At 46.3% G+C, this 14,045-nt stretch carries 18 protein-coding genes; 10 read left to right on the top strand and 8 right to left on the bottom strand.

What is annotated here, in order from left to right:
* Positions 1–311: 311 nt before the first annotated feature.
* The gene (locus tag QUB33_RS27190; RefSeq protein ID WP_333356996.1) at positions 312–854 is read right to left on the bottom strand and encodes a hypothetical protein; all 543 of its coding nucleotides are present in this window, start codon (positions 852–854) and stop codon (positions 312–314) included.
* A 357-nt stretch (positions 855–1,211) separates the two neighbouring features.
* Here QUB33_RS27190 and rfbB point away from each other — a divergent pair, with 357 nt between their 5' ends.
* The 4 genes from rfbB to hpsJ-A all read left to right on the top strand — a co-directional run bounded on the left by rfbB (position 1,212) and on the right by hpsJ-A (position 5,078).
* Positions 1,212–2,318 carry a dTDP-glucose 4,6-dehydratase gene (gene rfbB / locus QUB33_RS27185; RefSeq protein WP_333356993.1) on the top strand — a complete coding sequence of 369 codons (1,107 nt, stop codon included), beginning with the start codon at positions 1,212–1,214 and terminating at the stop codon, positions 2,316–2,318.
* A 391-nt stretch (positions 2,319–2,709) separates the two neighbouring features.
* Positions 2,710–3,561: a cyanoexosortase A gene (gene crtA, locus QUB33_RS27180; RefSeq protein ID WP_333356990.1), complete on the top strand. Its 852-nt coding sequence runs from the start codon at positions 2,710–2,712 to the stop codon at positions 3,559–3,561.
* Positions 3,561–4,229 (top strand): cyanoexosortase A system-associated protein, encoded by a 669-nt coding sequence (locus QUB33_RS27175; RefSeq protein ID WP_333356987.1) that lies wholly within the window; start codon positions 3,561–3,563, stop codon positions 4,227–4,229. Before crtA ends, QUB33_RS27175 begins: the two co-directional genes overlap by 1 nt.
* A gap of 171 nt (positions 4,230–4,400) precedes the next feature.
* Positions 4,401–5,078 (top strand): HpsJ-like protein, cyanoexosortase A-associated, encoded by a 678-nt coding sequence (gene hpsJ-A, locus QUB33_RS27170; protein WP_333356984.1) that lies wholly within the window; start codon positions 4,401–4,403, stop codon positions 5,076–5,078.
* Between the two features lie 111 nt (positions 5,079–5,189).
* Here hpsJ-A and QUB33_RS27165 read toward each other — a convergent pair whose 3' ends face one another.
* Complete coding sequence (locus QUB33_RS27165) at positions 5,190–5,837, bottom strand: cofactor assembly of complex C subunit B (RefSeq protein ID WP_333356981.1); 648 nt, start codon at positions 5,835–5,837, stop codon at positions 5,190–5,192.
* 139 nt (positions 5,838–5,976) lie between these two features.
* Positions 5,977–6,708 carry a response regulator transcription factor RpaB gene (gene rpaB, locus QUB33_RS27160; RefSeq protein WP_071587789.1) on the bottom strand — a complete coding sequence of 244 codons (732 nt, stop codon included), beginning with the start codon at positions 6,706–6,708 and terminating at the stop codon, positions 5,977–5,979.
* 163 nt (positions 6,709–6,871) lie between these two features.
* On the opposite strand from rpaB, the gene radA reads away from it, so the two are divergent.
* From radA to QUB33_RS27130, 6 genes are all read left to right on the top strand, one after another.
* Complete coding sequence (gene radA, locus QUB33_RS27155; protein ID WP_333356977.1) at positions 6,872–8,428, top strand: DNA repair protein RadA; 1,557 nt, start codon at positions 6,872–6,874, stop codon at positions 8,426–8,428.
* Positions 8,429–8,476: 48 nt separating this feature from the next.
* Complete coding sequence (locus QUB33_RS27150; RefSeq protein ID WP_333356973.1) at positions 8,477–8,707, top strand: DUF2281 domain-containing protein; 231 nt, start codon at positions 8,477–8,479, stop codon at positions 8,705–8,707.
* A complete protein-coding gene (locus tag QUB33_RS27145) occupies positions 8,704–9,090 on the top strand; it encodes a type II toxin-antitoxin system VapC family toxin (protein ID WP_333356970.1) in 387 nt (128 codons plus the stop codon). Before QUB33_RS27150 ends, QUB33_RS27145 begins: the two co-directional genes overlap by 4 nt.
* Before the next feature lie 31 nt (positions 9,091–9,121).
* Positions 9,122–9,346 (top strand): hypothetical protein, encoded by a 225-nt coding sequence (locus tag QUB33_RS27140; RefSeq protein ID WP_333356967.1) that lies wholly within the window; start codon positions 9,122–9,124, stop codon positions 9,344–9,346.
* 318 nt (positions 9,347–9,664) lie between these two features.
* Positions 9,665–10,519 (top strand): TIGR02587 family membrane protein, encoded by an 855-nt coding sequence (locus QUB33_RS27135; RefSeq protein WP_333356964.1) that lies wholly within the window; start codon positions 9,665–9,667, stop codon positions 10,517–10,519.
* The gene (locus tag QUB33_RS27130; protein ID WP_333356961.1) at positions 10,516–10,920 is read left to right on the top strand and encodes a TIGR02588 family protein; all 405 of its coding nucleotides are present in this window, start codon (positions 10,516–10,518) and stop codon (positions 10,918–10,920) included. The genes QUB33_RS27135 and QUB33_RS27130 overlap by 4 nt, the downstream gene beginning before the upstream one ends.
* A 142-nt stretch (positions 10,921–11,062) precedes the next feature.
* Here QUB33_RS27130 and QUB33_RS27125 read toward each other — a convergent pair whose 3' ends face one another.
* The 5 genes from QUB33_RS27125 to QUB33_RS27105 all read right to left on the bottom strand — a co-directional run.
* Positions 11,063–11,656 (bottom strand): CPBP family intramembrane glutamic endopeptidase, encoded by a 594-nt coding sequence (locus QUB33_RS27125; RefSeq protein ID WP_333356958.1) that lies wholly within the window; start codon positions 11,654–11,656, stop codon positions 11,063–11,065.
* A 31-nt stretch (positions 11,657–11,687) separates the two neighbouring features.
* Complete coding sequence (locus QUB33_RS27120) at positions 11,688–12,770, bottom strand: DUF3326 domain-containing protein (RefSeq protein WP_333356955.1); 1,083 nt, start codon at positions 12,768–12,770, stop codon at positions 11,688–11,690.
* Positions 12,767–12,958 carry a hypothetical protein gene (locus tag QUB33_RS27115; RefSeq protein ID WP_333127563.1) on the bottom strand — a complete coding sequence of 64 codons (192 nt, stop codon included), beginning with the start codon at positions 12,956–12,958 and terminating at the stop codon, positions 12,767–12,769. Before QUB33_RS27115 ends, QUB33_RS27120 begins: the two co-directional genes overlap by 4 nt.
* Before the next feature lie 57 nt (positions 12,959–13,015).
* A complete protein-coding gene (locus tag QUB33_RS27110; RefSeq protein ID WP_190740251.1) occupies positions 13,016–13,333 on the bottom strand; it encodes a 2Fe-2S iron-sulfur cluster-binding protein in 318 nt (105 codons plus the stop codon).
* A gap of 239 nt (positions 13,334–13,572) precedes the next feature.
* On the bottom strand, positions 13,573–14,045 hold a 473-nt coding region (locus tag QUB33_RS27105; protein WP_333356952.1), incomplete at its 5' end, for a Uma2 family endonuclease.

The raw sequence follows: 14,045 nt of genomic DNA, 5'->3' as shown, positions 1-14,045 counted from the left end.
TTATTCTCTCCCAGCGCGGTGGCTCTAGTTCTTCTGAAGCCACCTTTCTCATCTTTATTTAGTCTAAACTACAGTTAATAATTAGTATGAGATTGATGATGGTAGCAAGAGTTTTTTTAATTAATATTAATTCAGCGCTCATTTGCTTAGCCGGAATATAATATTGTGTGCTATCGATTCATCTGTCTATTGTTTGCAGTGCTTCGCGATCGCCATGACAGGAAATTGTAGGGGTAGATAATTTCGACTCAAAAAACCTCCAATCTTGAAAGATTGGAGGTGCGCTAAGCGAATACGTTGGTTTGAGATAACTATTTGACGATCGCGCTTTGGACTTGTTCAATCGCAATTTCAGAACTCAACTCAGCAACTGGCGAAACTGGTAAATCCAGCTCACCACCCGGAGCTTCCGGGTGTTCGCGAACGGCTGCAACCGCATCTGCTGACTCAGCTACAGCACCCGCCGGCGCCAAATCGAGCAAGGCAGGAACTTCCATGTGTCCAGAAACACCTGCATCTGCGATCGGAGCCGACTCTTCAAAAACTTCAAAATTATCGGTCATCGCAGCGCAAGCAGCAGAAGCGCGCTTGCCGGCGCGGTAGCTCATGTAGGCCGCTCCGCCACCCAAAACTCCCGCCAAACCGAGGAAACCGAGAGCTGCTGTTTTGTAAGATTTCCACGGATTCATCCGCTCCGAGCCGCCGGAACCTAGGATCGTTGTCGCAGAACCAGATTTAGCCGCCCCAGATTTGCTGTAAGAACAGGGGAAAGCAGATGCAGCGTCACCTATGGCGATGCTGCTTGCGATCGCGACGACGGAAGCAATGCCAGCTAACACTTGAAACTTCTTCATGGTGCTCTGGAGATTGTAAAGGATAATTAAAAAATTAATGGTAACAGCTCTTTACAAATGTATCAACTCTGCGCGCCGCCCATATCGAGGATCGATCGCAAATATCAACTATAGCCTCACGCAATTCAAATTTAAATTTGCCAGCTTAAAAATTTGCAATGCTTGCTCTGTAAGCGTTTGGGCTAACAGGTCGGTAGAAGTCCAAGTTTTGTGAACCAATACTTCGATCGCGCCCAAATTAGAAAATCTGAGGTGAGATTGTAGAAAATTTAGTTACATGGCCGCAAACACTTGGTGACAAACTACTTTTAAGGCTACTTTTGTAAAGGCTTAGTTATTGGAATAACTCTTATTTTTATGACAGACAACGCGACTCAAGGCATTGAGCGAGCCCCTCGCCGATTGTTGGTGACGGGTGGGGCTGGATTTATCGGCTCGAATTTTGTGCATCACTGGTGCAGCAGCTATCCGGGCGATCGAGTAGTCGTACTCGACGCTTTAACCTACGCCGGAAACCGACAAACCCTGGCAACTTTGGAAGGAGGCGAAAATTTTCGGTTTGTGCAGGGGGATATTTGCGATCGTACTCTAGTCGATACCTTGCTCAAAGAAGAAAACATCAACACAGTCGCCCACTTTGCCGCAGAATCCCACGTTGACAGGTCAATTATCGGGCCCGCAGCCTTTGTTCAAACAAACGTTGTCGGAACCTTCACACTTTTAGAAGCCTTCCGCAAGCATTTTGAAGCAATTGATGAGGCATCTCTCAAAGCACAAATGCGCTTCCTCCACGTTTCTACCGACGAAGTTTACGGCAGTCTCGGCCCCGATGACCCAGCCTTCACAGAAACAACTGCCTACTCGCCCAACAGTCCCTACTCAGCCTCCAAAGCTGGCAGTGACCACCTTGCCCGCGCCTATTTCCACACCTACGGCGTCCCGACAATTATCACCAACTGTTCCAACAATTACGGCCCCTATCACTTCCCAGAAAAGCTCATTCCATTAATGTGCATCAATATGCTATTGGGCAAACCGCTGCCAGTTTACGGCGACGGTCAAAACGTGCGAGATTGGCTTTACGTTCTCGACCACTGCCGCGCTTTAGATGCCGTTATTCACCGCGGTCAGCCTGGGGAAACCTACAATGTTGGCGGCAACAACGAGGTAAAAAATCTCGATTTAGTAAAAATGCTGTGCCAGCTAATGGACGAATTAGCTTCTGATTTACCCGCCCGTCCTTGCGAACAATTGATTACATTTGTCAAAGACAGAGCCGGGCACGATCGGCGTTATGCTATTGATGCCACCAAAATTCAAACTGAGTTAGGTTGGACTCCCTCAGTAACAGTTGAAGAAGGTTTGCGGCAGACTGTAGAATGGTACTTAGCCCATCGGGAGTGGTGGGAACCCCTGCTTTCGGAGGAATATCAAACTTACTACCGGAAAGTCTACTCTAATTAATCTACTCTTGGACGCACGGCCTACCAAAAACCAGCACCGATAAAAAACTGGTTTTCAAGCTCAAGAGTGCGTCCAAGAAAGCTTTCTGTCTTGCCTTCAAGCTTTACATTTAAACTCTAGGCGCAGAAACCGGGTTTGAGGGAATAAAATCTTTCGTGGAGTGCGATCGCTCAGAGTTGAAAAATCTGCTTTCTTTGGTCTTTACGCCTAACTTCAGATTTAATTAGGTGGAGATGATAATCACAAGCATTTACTTTTGTCAACTTTTGTGAAGATTTACTTAACAATCATCCCAAAGGCATAAATTCAAGTGTTTGTGGCGGATAATTTGTATAGAGTTACCAGATTGAGTAAGCGCTTTAGAAGCTTTTACTAAAAACAGAAAGTAGCAATGACTGAAATCAACTGGCTCAAGCACGTCCAAGAACCTAAATACTGGCTGTTAGGCATCGCCTCCGGTTTGATTGCCCTGCACCTAACTCTGACTTCTAGAACAAACGACACTGACCTGTTCGGCACAATGTTACTGTTTTGGGGAGTCGTGGCATTCCTCATTTGGGAAAAGCACGAATCCTTAAATTTTGAAAGCGGAGTTTTCGCCAGCTTCTTGGGATCATCGTTAATTGCTTTAATATTGCTCAAAAGTTCGTCGATATTGGGATACGACTTTTTTATCAGAGCAACGCCTTTTTTGTCTGCAATCAGTCTCGCATTGCTGGCTTCTGGCACAAAAGGACTGAAACAATATTGGCAGGAACTTCTAATTCTTGCCTATACAGCTATTCCTCCCGGATTGATCGGAGTCTTGGTTGATGTCCCCAAATTAACAGCAAAATTTTCAGCTTTCATCCTGCATTATATAGGATTTGAAGTTGTTCAGAAAGACGTTTTTCTAATCCTGGAAAAGGGCAGCGTGGAAGTGAATCACGGCTGTTCCGGGGTGAATGCGATGCTACAATTGTTAGGACTAGCTCTGGTTTTCTTACTGATGTTTCCTACCACTACGAGTCAGAAAATTGTATTGCCATTCGTCGCAATAATTACTGCATTTGTAGTGAATGCCGCGCGGGTTGGTATCCTGGCCGTGCTGGTATCGCTATCTCAAACCGAAGCATTTAAATACTGGCACGAAGGAAGTGGTTCGGTAATCTTTTCGATGATTGCTGTATTTATTTTCGGGTTATTCTGCTGGTTTGCCATTTTAAAAGACCAACCCCTAAATAAGGAAAAACAGAATTGCTAATGGCTATTACCTCTTGGAAACCAGTTAGGCTTTCCCTCATGGCTGTGACTTTGGGAGGGGTTTTGTTGGTTGCCGGAAAAGTGGTTTTCTATCCATCGGACGGCAAGACTCTGGCCACCCCGTTTGAGTTTCCCGAGTCGGTGCCTCTAGCCGATTGGAAAATGCAGAAGAGCGCGCCGCTGAAAATTAGCGGCAATTCAGAATTCAAAGCTGCCAGGAAATATGAATATCAAAAAAATAGCATGGCTCTCGAAATAGAGATGCGCTATGCGGTAGACACCATTGGGCAAGTGGAAGGTATGATGAAAGGACATACAGTTCTCAAGTCGTCTCCTGGTAAACTAGCATTAGCAAGCACTCAAGGCGCCGGGTTTCACGGGATTTTGCAACAGCCAAATCGAATGTATTTGAGTTCGTGTATCAATCCTCGCGGCGGTGCTACAGTCACTTCCCAACAGTTTAGATATAATCGAAATACTCGCGATTGGCACCCGAACCGCATTCTGTTTTGGTTGTTGGGTAGGGGAAATATTCAAGACCGACGCTGTTTGTGGACTCAGATGTCTGTGCCTTTGGATAAAACAACTCCTGAAGATGCCAAAAAAATTCTAGAGAATGCTTGGGTTTCTTGGTATGGGTGGTGGCAACCGCGATTTCCAGAGCCTTGAGTCGAGTCAGTAGATGTTAGATTTTAGATTTTAGATTTACTCCACAGATGAATCTGGAAGCTTAAACAACAGTCTAAAATTTTTGACTCTCCACGACAGGAGTCGGGGGCTTGAACCCGTTTTTGGGCGGGGTCAAGAGAGATCTTTCTTAACAACAATTCTGATTATTTTATGAATGACGTACAAGGCGAGCAAGGTTTTTCTATCTACAGACTGCGTTGGATTGGCTACGGTCTATTAATTTTGTCTGTATTAGATACGATTGCAGTTCTTATACCAGCAAATTTTGGCAATCGCCTCTGGGAATTGCAGACGATTGGGGCAGTAGTGGAACGGGTGCCCGTTCCTTTACTGGCAATGGCGCTAATATTTTTTGGAGAAGGGTACGACCGCAGAGGTTTGGAAGACCTTTTTTTGAAGGTTTTGTCTTGGGTTTGTCTGCTGCTAGGTCTGGTTTTTCTGTTGATGCTGCCTTTGGGAATTTTTGGCACTATCTACGTCAACAACCAAAACAACCAGCAAATTACTACTCAAGCAAACCAACAATTAGCTCAGTTGCAGCAGGTGGAAGATCGGCTAAAGAAGGGTAGTCCTGAAGATTTAAGGACTTTGGCGGCGGAACTTACCCGTCTGGGGGTACAAGCGGATACGCAAAACCCACAGCAATTGAAAGAGCAAATTCTTTCGAGAATTACTCCGGCTAAGGAACGGTTACAGACGCAAAGTGCTGCGGTTCAGTCAAATCAGCGCGTGGGGTTATTTAAAAATGCTATTAAGTGGCTGCTGGGCGCGCTGATTTCTAGTGTTTTGTTTTTTACGCTGTGGCGCGGTACTGACTGGGCTCGCTAGTAGTTTTAAATTTTCAGTTTTGAGTGGGTAAGGTGCGCTGCAGCGCACCCGGAGAGCGTTGTTTAGGAGTAAGGTGCGCTGCAGCGCACCCCAAAATCTCAAACTCAAATCTCAAATCTCAAATCGATTGATGGTATTTTCTAGTTTGTCGGCAATCCCTTCAACCCAGTTTTCATCTTGTTTGGTGTAGCTGCGGGGCGCGTTAGCACCTAAGATTAAAACGCCTTGGGTGCCGATCGGCTGACAGATGACTCCTTGAGTATTTTCTGGCAAATAGTCAAATTCAATTTTGCCGGGATAAATATTGAGATTTACTAAATAAACTGGTTTGTTTTTGTCGAGCACTCGCTGCAAAATTGGCCCTGGTTTGACTTCGGGATTGATGCCTAAAATGCCGCGCCGCAATAGGACTTTTCCCTGATAGACAATTACGATCGACCTTGTGGCGGTATTTGTCAACAGCAAACGCGACGCCCAGGCTAATTCTATTTTCACAGCCTCCGGCAAATCCGGCGCAAATTCAAAACCTTCTTCGCCGATAAGTTTTACGGAATCGGGCGATCGCGCTTGCACCTGCTGCCACAGCAAACCTGTTAAAATCAGCAAAGCGCTGATAATTACTCCCAAAGCGTCCGATCGAGCTTGAGAATCTGTGATTTGCTCTGTCAGCAAGCGGTTGACCATTAGCAGCGTACCTGCTAACCCACCTGCAACTAAGGGCAATTGCCGCAAAACTTTATTGGGATCAGATTTAGTCATTAGTCATTAGTCATTAGTCCACAGTCATTAGTCATTAGTCATTAGTCAACACTCAACACTCAACACTCAACCGTCATTGGTAATTGGTAGTTGGTATTTTAACTAATGCCAACTGCCAACTGCCAACTGCCAACTGACTTTATCCTACTTCCCCAATTTCGACAATTCGCTGGAAGAGATAGCCGGTGCCGCGGGCGGTAAGAATTAATTCGGGATTGCTGGGATCGTCTTCCAACTTTGCCCTAAGCCGCGAGATGTGAACGTCCACTACGCGGGTGTCTACGTGGCGTTCTGGCGTGTATCCCCAGACTTCCTGCAAAATTTCCGATCGCGAAAAAGGTTCTCCAGAACGGCTGACAAGCAGTTCTAACAGGCTGAATTCCATGCCCGTGAGGCGAATTCGTTCGTCGCCTTTGTAAACTTGGCGCTTGTTGGTGTCAATCCTAATATTGGTGACGTGGATGACTCCAGAGCTGGGAATGCCCGATGCTCCGTTTTTGTCAACCCTCCGCAGTACCGAACGGATGCGGGCTTCGAGTTCTTTGGGAGAGAAAGGTTTGACGACGTAATCGTCGGCTCCCAATTCTAAACCGGTGATGCGATCGGCTACGTCTCCCAAAGCAGTTAGCATGATGATGGGCACGTCGGATTCCTTTCGCAACTCCTGACAGACGCCGTAACCGTCTAGCTTCGGCATCATCACGTCCAAAACCACTAAGTCTGGTTCGGTATTGCGAAATGTTTCGAGAGCTTCTTCGCCGTCAGCAGCGGTGACGACATCGTAGCCAATCATGGAAAGGCGAGTCTCCAGAATGCGGCGGATACTGGCTTCGTCATCGACTACCAGAATTTTTTCTTTATGGTTTTCCAAGTTACCGAGCACTCCTTAAGTTACATTTCAGATAATGTTAATTTTTTGTACCCTATCATAGAGGACACAAATTGAATCATGGGCGGCGATCGGTCTGAAAGCTTGATAATTGCTTTAACTCAGACTTTTCCAAATTTTAAGGGTGACTATTTATCATAAAACAATGCCTAAGCCTCGAATACAATATATTTGTCGGGAATGCGGCTATGATTCACCACAATATTTTGGCAGATGTCCTAGCTGTCAGAAGTGGGATTCTTTTGACGAGCAGTTAGAGCAACCTACTGCTGCTGTGTCGCGGGCTGGTTTAACTGGGGTGACAACTAAGACAGTGGGCGGTTCGCCCCCTGATAAGTCGAAGGGTCAACCAAGGGTATCTTTCAGATTATCGCAGATTTCCGACCAAACTCAGTCTCGCTGGCCTTCTGGTTACGGGGAGCTCGATCGAGTTTTGGGAGGCGGGATTGTTCCGGGATCGCTGGTGTTGATTGGGGGGGAACCGGGAATCGGGAAATCGACGCTGCTGTTGCAGGTGGCGAATATGTTGTCCCGCAAGGATCGGATACTGTATGTCAGTGCGGAGGAGTCGGGCCAGCAGGTGAAGTTGCGATCGCAGCGTTTGGGCGTGGCTAATCCAGTTGATTTGTCAAGCAACGGCGGACATAAATCTGGCAGTAACGGGGAAGCGAAAAAGGATTCCGAGGACAATTCAGCGGAGAATTTCTATTTGCTTCCAGAGACTGATTTAGAAGTTGTTTTGCGGGAGTTGGAAGCGCTGAAACCGAATGTGGCGGTGATTGACAGTATCCAAACTATTTATTTTGCTAGTTTAACATCGGCTCCGGGTTCGGTGGCTCAGGTGCGGGAATGTACTTCGGCTTTGATGCAGGTAGCGAAAAGGGAAAATATTACTTTATTTATTGTCGGTCACGTTACGAAAGATGGAGCTTTGGCGGGGCCGAGGGTTTTGGAACATTTGGTAGATACTGTACTGTATTTTGAGGGCGATCGCTTTGCTTCTCATCGACTTTTGCGATCGATGAAAAACCGTTTTGGCGCTACTCACGAAATCGGTGTTTTTGAAATGGTAGCCAACGGTTTGCGAGAAGTAGATAATCCGTCGGAGTTGTTTTTAGGGAATAGAGATGAATTTTCTCCCGGTACTTCTACGACTGTTACTTGCGAAGGAACTCGACCGATTTTAGTGGAAATTCAGGCGTTAGTCAGCCCTGCAAGTTTCGGTTCGCCGCGCCGTACTACTACTGGTGTGGACAATGCTAGATTGCAGCAAATTTTAGCTGTTTTAGAGAAAAGGGTGGGGATTCCTTTATCTAAATTAGATGTGATTTTGGCGACGGTGGGCGGGTTGAAGGTGGACGAACCGGCCGCGGATTTGGCAGTTGCGATCGCCGTTGTGGCCAGTTTTCGCGATCGGGTGGTTGATGCGCGCACTGTTTTGCTTGGGGAAGTGGGTTTGGGTGGACAGGTACGGCCGGTTTCCCAATTAGAGTTGCGGCTGAGGGAGGCGGCAAAATTGGGTTTCAAAAGGGCGATTATTCCTAAGAATCAACCCGTACCAGAGTTAGGGATGGAGATTATTCCGGTGGCGAAGGTAATCGATGCAATTATTGCGGCGATTCCTGCTACACCGGCTCAGTTGCAGTCGGTTGATATGGAGTTGCAGTCTGTTGATTTGGACGAAGATGATTTGTTTAATTGACTGAGAATGGTGATGTGGGAAATTGATAATAGTAAGGAGGCAGGAATTATGTATCAAGTAGGCATTATTGAGGCTAAAGAAAAGCTTCTGGAATTAATCGCAGCGGCGATCAGAGGCGAAGAAGTGGCGATTACTCAAGATAACCAGCCTGTTATAAAATTGGTAGTAATTCCCAAACAAGCTAAACCCAATCGGCAAGCAGGAAGTGCCAAAGGAATGGTTTGGATGTCCGATGATTTTGACGAACCGCTAGAAGAGTTTAAGGAGTACAGGTCATGAGGTTGTTGTTGGACACTCATGCCTTTATTTGGTATACGACAGACAGTTCGAGACTCACCGCCACAGGGCGAGCGCTAATTGATAACGGAGAGAACGATCTTCTCCTCAATACAGCTAGCGTCTGGGAAATGGCTATCAAACATAGTATAGGCAGGCTAAATTTTAGTATGCCTTTTATGGAGTTTATCAAGCAGCAGATCGCAGTTAATAAAATTGATATACTGGAAATAACTTTTGGCCACATTGAGGTTGTGGCTTCACTGCCTTTGCATCACCGTGACCCCTTTGACAGGCTGATAATTGCACAATCTATGGCGGAACAGATACCGATTTTGACCGTTGATGCTATTTTTGATGCTTATGCGATCGCGCGGCTGTGGTGAATTAAGTTAGTTTAAAAATAAATAGGCGAAGATGAAACAATTTAAAATCCTCACTGAAAAACATTCCGAGGGTTATGTAGCCTATCTCCTTGGTATCAAAGGTGCCGTAGTTGGTGAAGGTGACACCTATGAAGAAGCCTTAGCTGAAGTCAAGTCAGCTATTCGCTGCTACATCAAAGTATTTGACAAAGAAACAATGGAAAACGAATCACCTGCGATCGAGACTTTTTTAGTAGAAGCAGAGGTCGCTATTTAATGTCAATTTTTCCTGTCGATGCTTCTAAAAGACGAGCCATCCGAACATTTTAGTTGTTGCGTTTTCGGATTATTAGACAACGCGAACATATTGTGATAGTGCGATAGAATTAGGATGGCACGTAGACTCCGTTAGTAATGCCTAACCACGATCAAATAAAATCAGGGACACGGAGAGCAATTTTTACTGAGGTGGAAATTTATAGAGAGGAATTTTTAGTAGCTTACGCACAAAGTTGAGTGCAGATGCTATCGACGATAACACTTGAAATATGTCAAATTAGAGATCGCCTTTTTTGAGGTGCGTTTTCCATCAAAAATGAAAAAATCAAAAAGACGTAAAAATCAGTGGTCAAATGAACTATACGACATCATTCGAGGTGCATCGGGCGGCTTTTTGTTCGGTACTCCCCTACTTTATACGATGGAGGTTTGGTGGATCGGTTCCTATACTACACCAGCGGAAATGTCGATCGCGATCGCAACTACTTTTATCGTGGTTTTCTTGCTGACTCGCACTGAAGGTTTTCGCAAAACTAAGGACATCCGCTGGCTAGATGCTGCAATCGATACCGTAGAAGCGATCGCCATCGGCATTGTCTGCGCGACTTTTGTCCTATTTTTGCTCAGGGAAATTACGCCGGAGACTCCGCTGCAAGAAACTTTGGGGAAAATCATCTTTGAAGGCCTGCCGTTTTCCTTGGGAGTTGCCCTGGCAAGCGGTTTCTTGAGCGGCGATCGCTATCAAAGTTCAGACAGCGAAAAGGAACCTACAATCAATCCAACTGTAGCAGATATCGGCGCTACTTTAATCGGCGCGATGATCATTGCTTTCAACATTGCCCCAACTGACGAAATTCCCATGCTAGCGGCGGGTATTTCGCCACCTTGGCAATTAGCAATTATCGCTGCTTCGCTGCTAATTTCCTACGGTATTGTATTTGTAGCAGGCTTTACTTATCAAGCCAAACGGCAGCAGCAGCAAGGGATTTTTCAGCGTCCCCTCAGCGAAACTGTCATGGCATATTTAGTGTCGTTGGCGGCTTCTGCATTTATGATGTTTTTCTTCCAAAAACTGAGTTTTGACGACCCGTGGTCGATTTGGTTGAGCTATACGTTAGTATTAGGATTGCCGGCGACTATTGGCGGCGCGGCGGGGAGGTTGGCGGTATGAGTGAAAGTAATAACGAACAGCAACCAAAAAGAACTTTTGCTGAATGGGCGACATTTGCGATCGCCTGCTTCATCCTTTTTACCCTCACCGGACTCGTACTCTACAACTGGCTGGCTAAAAAGCAGGAACCTCCGATTATTTCGGTCACTCGCAACACGCCTATTCGCGAAACTCAAGGGCAATTTTACGTGCCGTTTACAGTTACTAACACGGGCGGCGAAACGGCAGAATCAGTGCAAATTATTGCCGAATTGCGTGTCAACGGTGAAGTCTTGGAATCCGGCCACCAGCAAATTGATTTTTTATCAAACGGCGAAACTAAAGAAGGAGCTTTTATATTCAGCCGCGACCTCAGTCAAGGTGAATTGATTGTGCGAGCGAGCAGTTATCAACTACCTTAATAAAGTTTTCAAATCTCGTGTCCGGTAAGTGTGATCCTAATAAAATTTTGTCGCTGGGTGGGGGCGGGTTTAAAAATACTTTGGTTATTAAGCAGAGATACGCGTGAACCCGCCCCGACCTCAATATTGTAGTGCGATAGATCTACCGCTTCACCGCATTGTGTTCCCACTTCCAGACACAGCTAGAAATCAAATTCGTACAGATATGAGCGGTAATTGGCACTAACAAATTCCCAGTAGCTAAAACGCTGTAACCCAACAGCAATCCGACAGCCGTTGCCCAAACAGCATAAGGCCACTGATCCATGCCTCCCAAGTGCAGAATGCCGAAACAAAAACTCGATAAAACTAAACCGGTAACATTCAATCCCAAAGCAGACAGCATCACGCCTCGAAATAGCAATTCTTCGCTAAGTCCCGGCAGCAGTCCCAGCCAAATTAAATCCGGCCAAAACAAAGGTTTGAGCACTACTTCCAAGTAAACGTCTGCACTCCGGCGATAACCCGGCCAGAGGTGATAAACGATCGCACTTCCGCCTGTAATTGCCAGTCCGATCGCACATCCTTTGAGCAAGTCGATTCCTATTAATTTGACTGGCAAAAGCGATACCGATCCAAATAGCAACCACAATTTAGCTACCGCCAGCAACATAATTGCTGTCACGCCCATTGCTACTAAAACTTGGGTGCGCGTCAAGGGTTCAATTTCAGGATTTTCGGGAATTTTTTCTGCCACTTAATCACTTTTAGATTTGAGGTTTGAGATTTTAGATTTGTTTTGTTGAGTCAGACAAACAACGCAGGGAGGAGATGTCTGCACCCAAGGAAGCTGGACTGATGCCGGCTCGCAAAGCGACCAAAACTCCGATCGCCTCTAAATATGAGTTTACCTGCAAAGCTTTGATTCCCAGTTTTTCTGGAGTCGCCTGCATCTGGGTTTTGTTGTCGCCGACAGCGATGATTTGTACGGACGATCGCGCACTCAAACTCAGAATAGCACTGCCACCGCAGGCTGTGGCGGGTATCACTACCGCATCGACTCGATCGGCGGTAATTGATAATTGATTGTGCTGCTGGCTTTCTGGCGCTACCAATTGGGGAGCTTTGCTGAGGCCGGCAAGCACGCAAGGTAGGAAAGTATAGCCGATTTCCTCAGCAGCCGATCGCGGGGACAGGTGCGGATCGAGGGGAAGCGCAGACAACGCGGGGGCGTGGGCGCAGGGGATTTTAAACGTCCTGACGACGAGGTGGCTGATGACAGCTTCCGCGCCGGCGAGGGGGTCAACTCCTTTGCCGCGGCGGTAGTTTTCGAGGGCGAGGCTGCCTTCATCGTCGGGAAATCTGGCCACAACTGCGATCGCCTCTACTCTTGCTTGTGTGATTAATTTTTCTGCAGCGCGCAATAAACTGTCGGGATTGCCGATCGTCCCCCAAGATGCCCCTGATTCAGAAATACGCAATTCTACTTGCAGAGGGCGATCGGTTAAAACACAATCGGTTATATTCAAACCCAATGTAGCTCTAGCAGCATCAGCCGCTTGCAAGTGCCGCAACTGCAAGTCTGGTTCGATCGCGGAATCTAGGATTAAGCCGATGCGATTTTGATGTACTGGTTGCAGTCCCCAGCATCCGGCAGCAAATTTGTCAAGGGCGTAACCTTCAACGTAGAGAGCGTTAGGTATCGGCCAATAAAGTTGAGCGCCGTTGAGGACGTTGGGATGAGTGATCAGGGTGTCTGAAATTTGGGCGATCGCCCTAGCCACGGGCAGCGCATCTCCTGCAAAGCCCCCGAGCGAGGCTCCAACGCCTGTGGGGACTATCAAAACCACTGTTAAAGGGCGCCGGTTCACACTGTTGCGGGGGATGCTTCCACGAGCACGTAGCCTTCTACCACAGCCTTTTGCCGATCGACATCCACGTCTGTGACTGCCCACCGCAGGGGTTCGCCGTGCTTTTGCAGTTCAATTTCAATCGCCGAGTGCAATTCTTCGGCGGTATCGTGGAGGTCAACTTCTGCGGAAATGAAATGGGTAGTCATCGGGCGATCCATAGTGGTTTTACTGTGATCGGTACTTAGCTCAATTTTAGCTTAGTCCTAGGATTTACCGAATTGGCGATCGTACACAATGTCTTCTTTTTCGGTTTCTATCTTCAAGTTCGATCGGGGATAAGCAATGCACAGCAACACATAACCTTCTGCCTGAAGTTCGGGACTGACGCCCATGCAATCAACTTGCTCCACTTCACCCTCAATAACTTTAGCAGCGCAAGTAGTACAAACCCCCGCATTGCAGGAGTTAGGCAGATCAATGCCCGCAGCGTTGGCAACCTGCAGAATTTGTTTATCTTCGGGCACTTCTACGGTATAGGTAGAGCCTTGGTGGATCAATTCAACAGTGTAAGTCTTAGACATATTTCAATGATTGGTTTTAATTCCCAATTGGAATTTACGGTAAATTTGCAAACAAAGCAATGAGTATTTTACCGCTCTTGGTGATTTTGTGCAACTTTACAACTGCACTTTTTATTGCTAAAAATTTTTATTAATTGCCTGGGGCGAATGGCATTTTGTCAATGACTTATTCACAAATTATCACGAGGATCACGGGCGAGCTCGGCCAGAAAGCACTTATACGTAACTAATTTTTGCCTTCAAGCCAACAACTCCTCAACAGCAACACTAAAACCCGCTAGCACTAACTGAGTGCTGATGGTAAAACCCTGGTTAAAGGTTAACTTTTGAGTTTGAGTCATTATCATTATCCAGCGACTTTCTGGAAAAATTATCCAAACTTCCAGACAACCAGAATCTAAATACTCTTGTGCTTTAAGAAAAATCTCTTCTGCAATATCAGTAGGAGAAACTATTTCAGCAATTAAGGGCGGACTTTGAGGCAAAGTCGGAACATCACCAAATTGAGCAACAAGTTCAGGAGTCAGATAAGCTACATCAGGACGGCGCACTCGCCTGTCAGTACGACAAGGAACCTCCGTATAGACTTCGCCATCTTGCCCGCTAGATATCTTATAACTTCTCCAAGAATAATCTATAGCAATTCCATTTGAGATGTAAATAGGGATTTCTATGGTAAAATAGGAAAGTTTGATAATAAATGAAAGGGAAG

This window comes from Microcoleus sp. B3-A4, assembly GCF_036705385.1.
In the GTDB taxonomy this organism is placed as follows: Bacteria; Cyanobacteriota; Cyanobacteriia; order Cyanobacteriales; family Microcoleaceae; genus Microcoleus.
This window is presented reverse-complemented; position numbering and strand designations above follow the sequence as displayed.

Excerpts from the sequence above, each read along its gene's own strand:
- QUB33_RS27190 (WP_333356996.1), bottom strand. The coding sequence starts at position 854 with ATGAAGAAGTTTCAAGTGTTAGCTGGCATTGCTTCCGTCGTCGCGATC.
- rfbB (WP_333356993.1), top strand. The coding sequence starts at position 1,212 with ATGACAGACAACGCGACTCAAGGCATTGAGCGAGCCCCTCGCCGATTG.
- crtA (WP_333356990.1), top strand. The coding sequence starts at position 2,710 with ATGACTGAAATCAACTGGCTCAAGCACGTCCAAGAACCTAAATACTGG.
- QUB33_RS27175 (WP_333356987.1), top strand. The coding sequence starts at position 3,561 with ATGGCTATTACCTCTTGGAAACCAGTTAGGCTTTCCCTCATGGCTGTG.
- hpsJ-A (WP_333356984.1), top strand. The coding sequence starts at position 4,401 with ATGAATGACGTACAAGGCGAGCAAGGTTTTTCTATCTACAGACTGCGT.
- QUB33_RS27165 (WP_333356981.1), bottom strand. The coding sequence starts at position 5,837 with ATGACTAAATCTGATCCCAATAAAGTTTTGCGGCAATTGCCCTTAGTT.
- radA (WP_333356977.1), top strand. The coding sequence starts at position 6,872 with ATGCCTAAGCCTCGAATACAATATATTTGTCGGGAATGCGGCTATGAT.
- QUB33_RS27150 (WP_333356973.1), top strand. The coding sequence starts at position 8,477 with ATGTATCAAGTAGGCATTATTGAGGCTAAAGAAAAGCTTCTGGAATTA.
- QUB33_RS27145 (WP_333356970.1), top strand. The coding sequence starts at position 8,704 with ATGAGGTTGTTGTTGGACACTCATGCCTTTATTTGGTATACGACAGAC.
- QUB33_RS27140 (WP_333356967.1), top strand. The coding sequence starts at position 9,122 with ATGAAACAATTTAAAATCCTCACTGAAAAACATTCCGAGGGTTATGTA.
- QUB33_RS27135 (WP_333356964.1), top strand. The coding sequence starts at position 9,665 with ATGAAAAAATCAAAAAGACGTAAAAATCAGTGGTCAAATGAACTATAC.
- QUB33_RS27130 (WP_333356961.1), top strand. The coding sequence starts at position 10,516 with ATGAGTGAAAGTAATAACGAACAGCAACCAAAAAGAACTTTTGCTGAA.
- QUB33_RS27115 (WP_333127563.1), bottom strand. The coding sequence starts at position 12,958 with ATGACTACCCATTTCATTTCCGCAGAAGTTGACCTCCACGATACCGCC.
- QUB33_RS27110 (WP_190740251.1), bottom strand. The coding sequence starts at position 13,333 with ATGTCTAAGACTTACACTGTTGAATTGATCCACCAAGGCTCTACCTAT.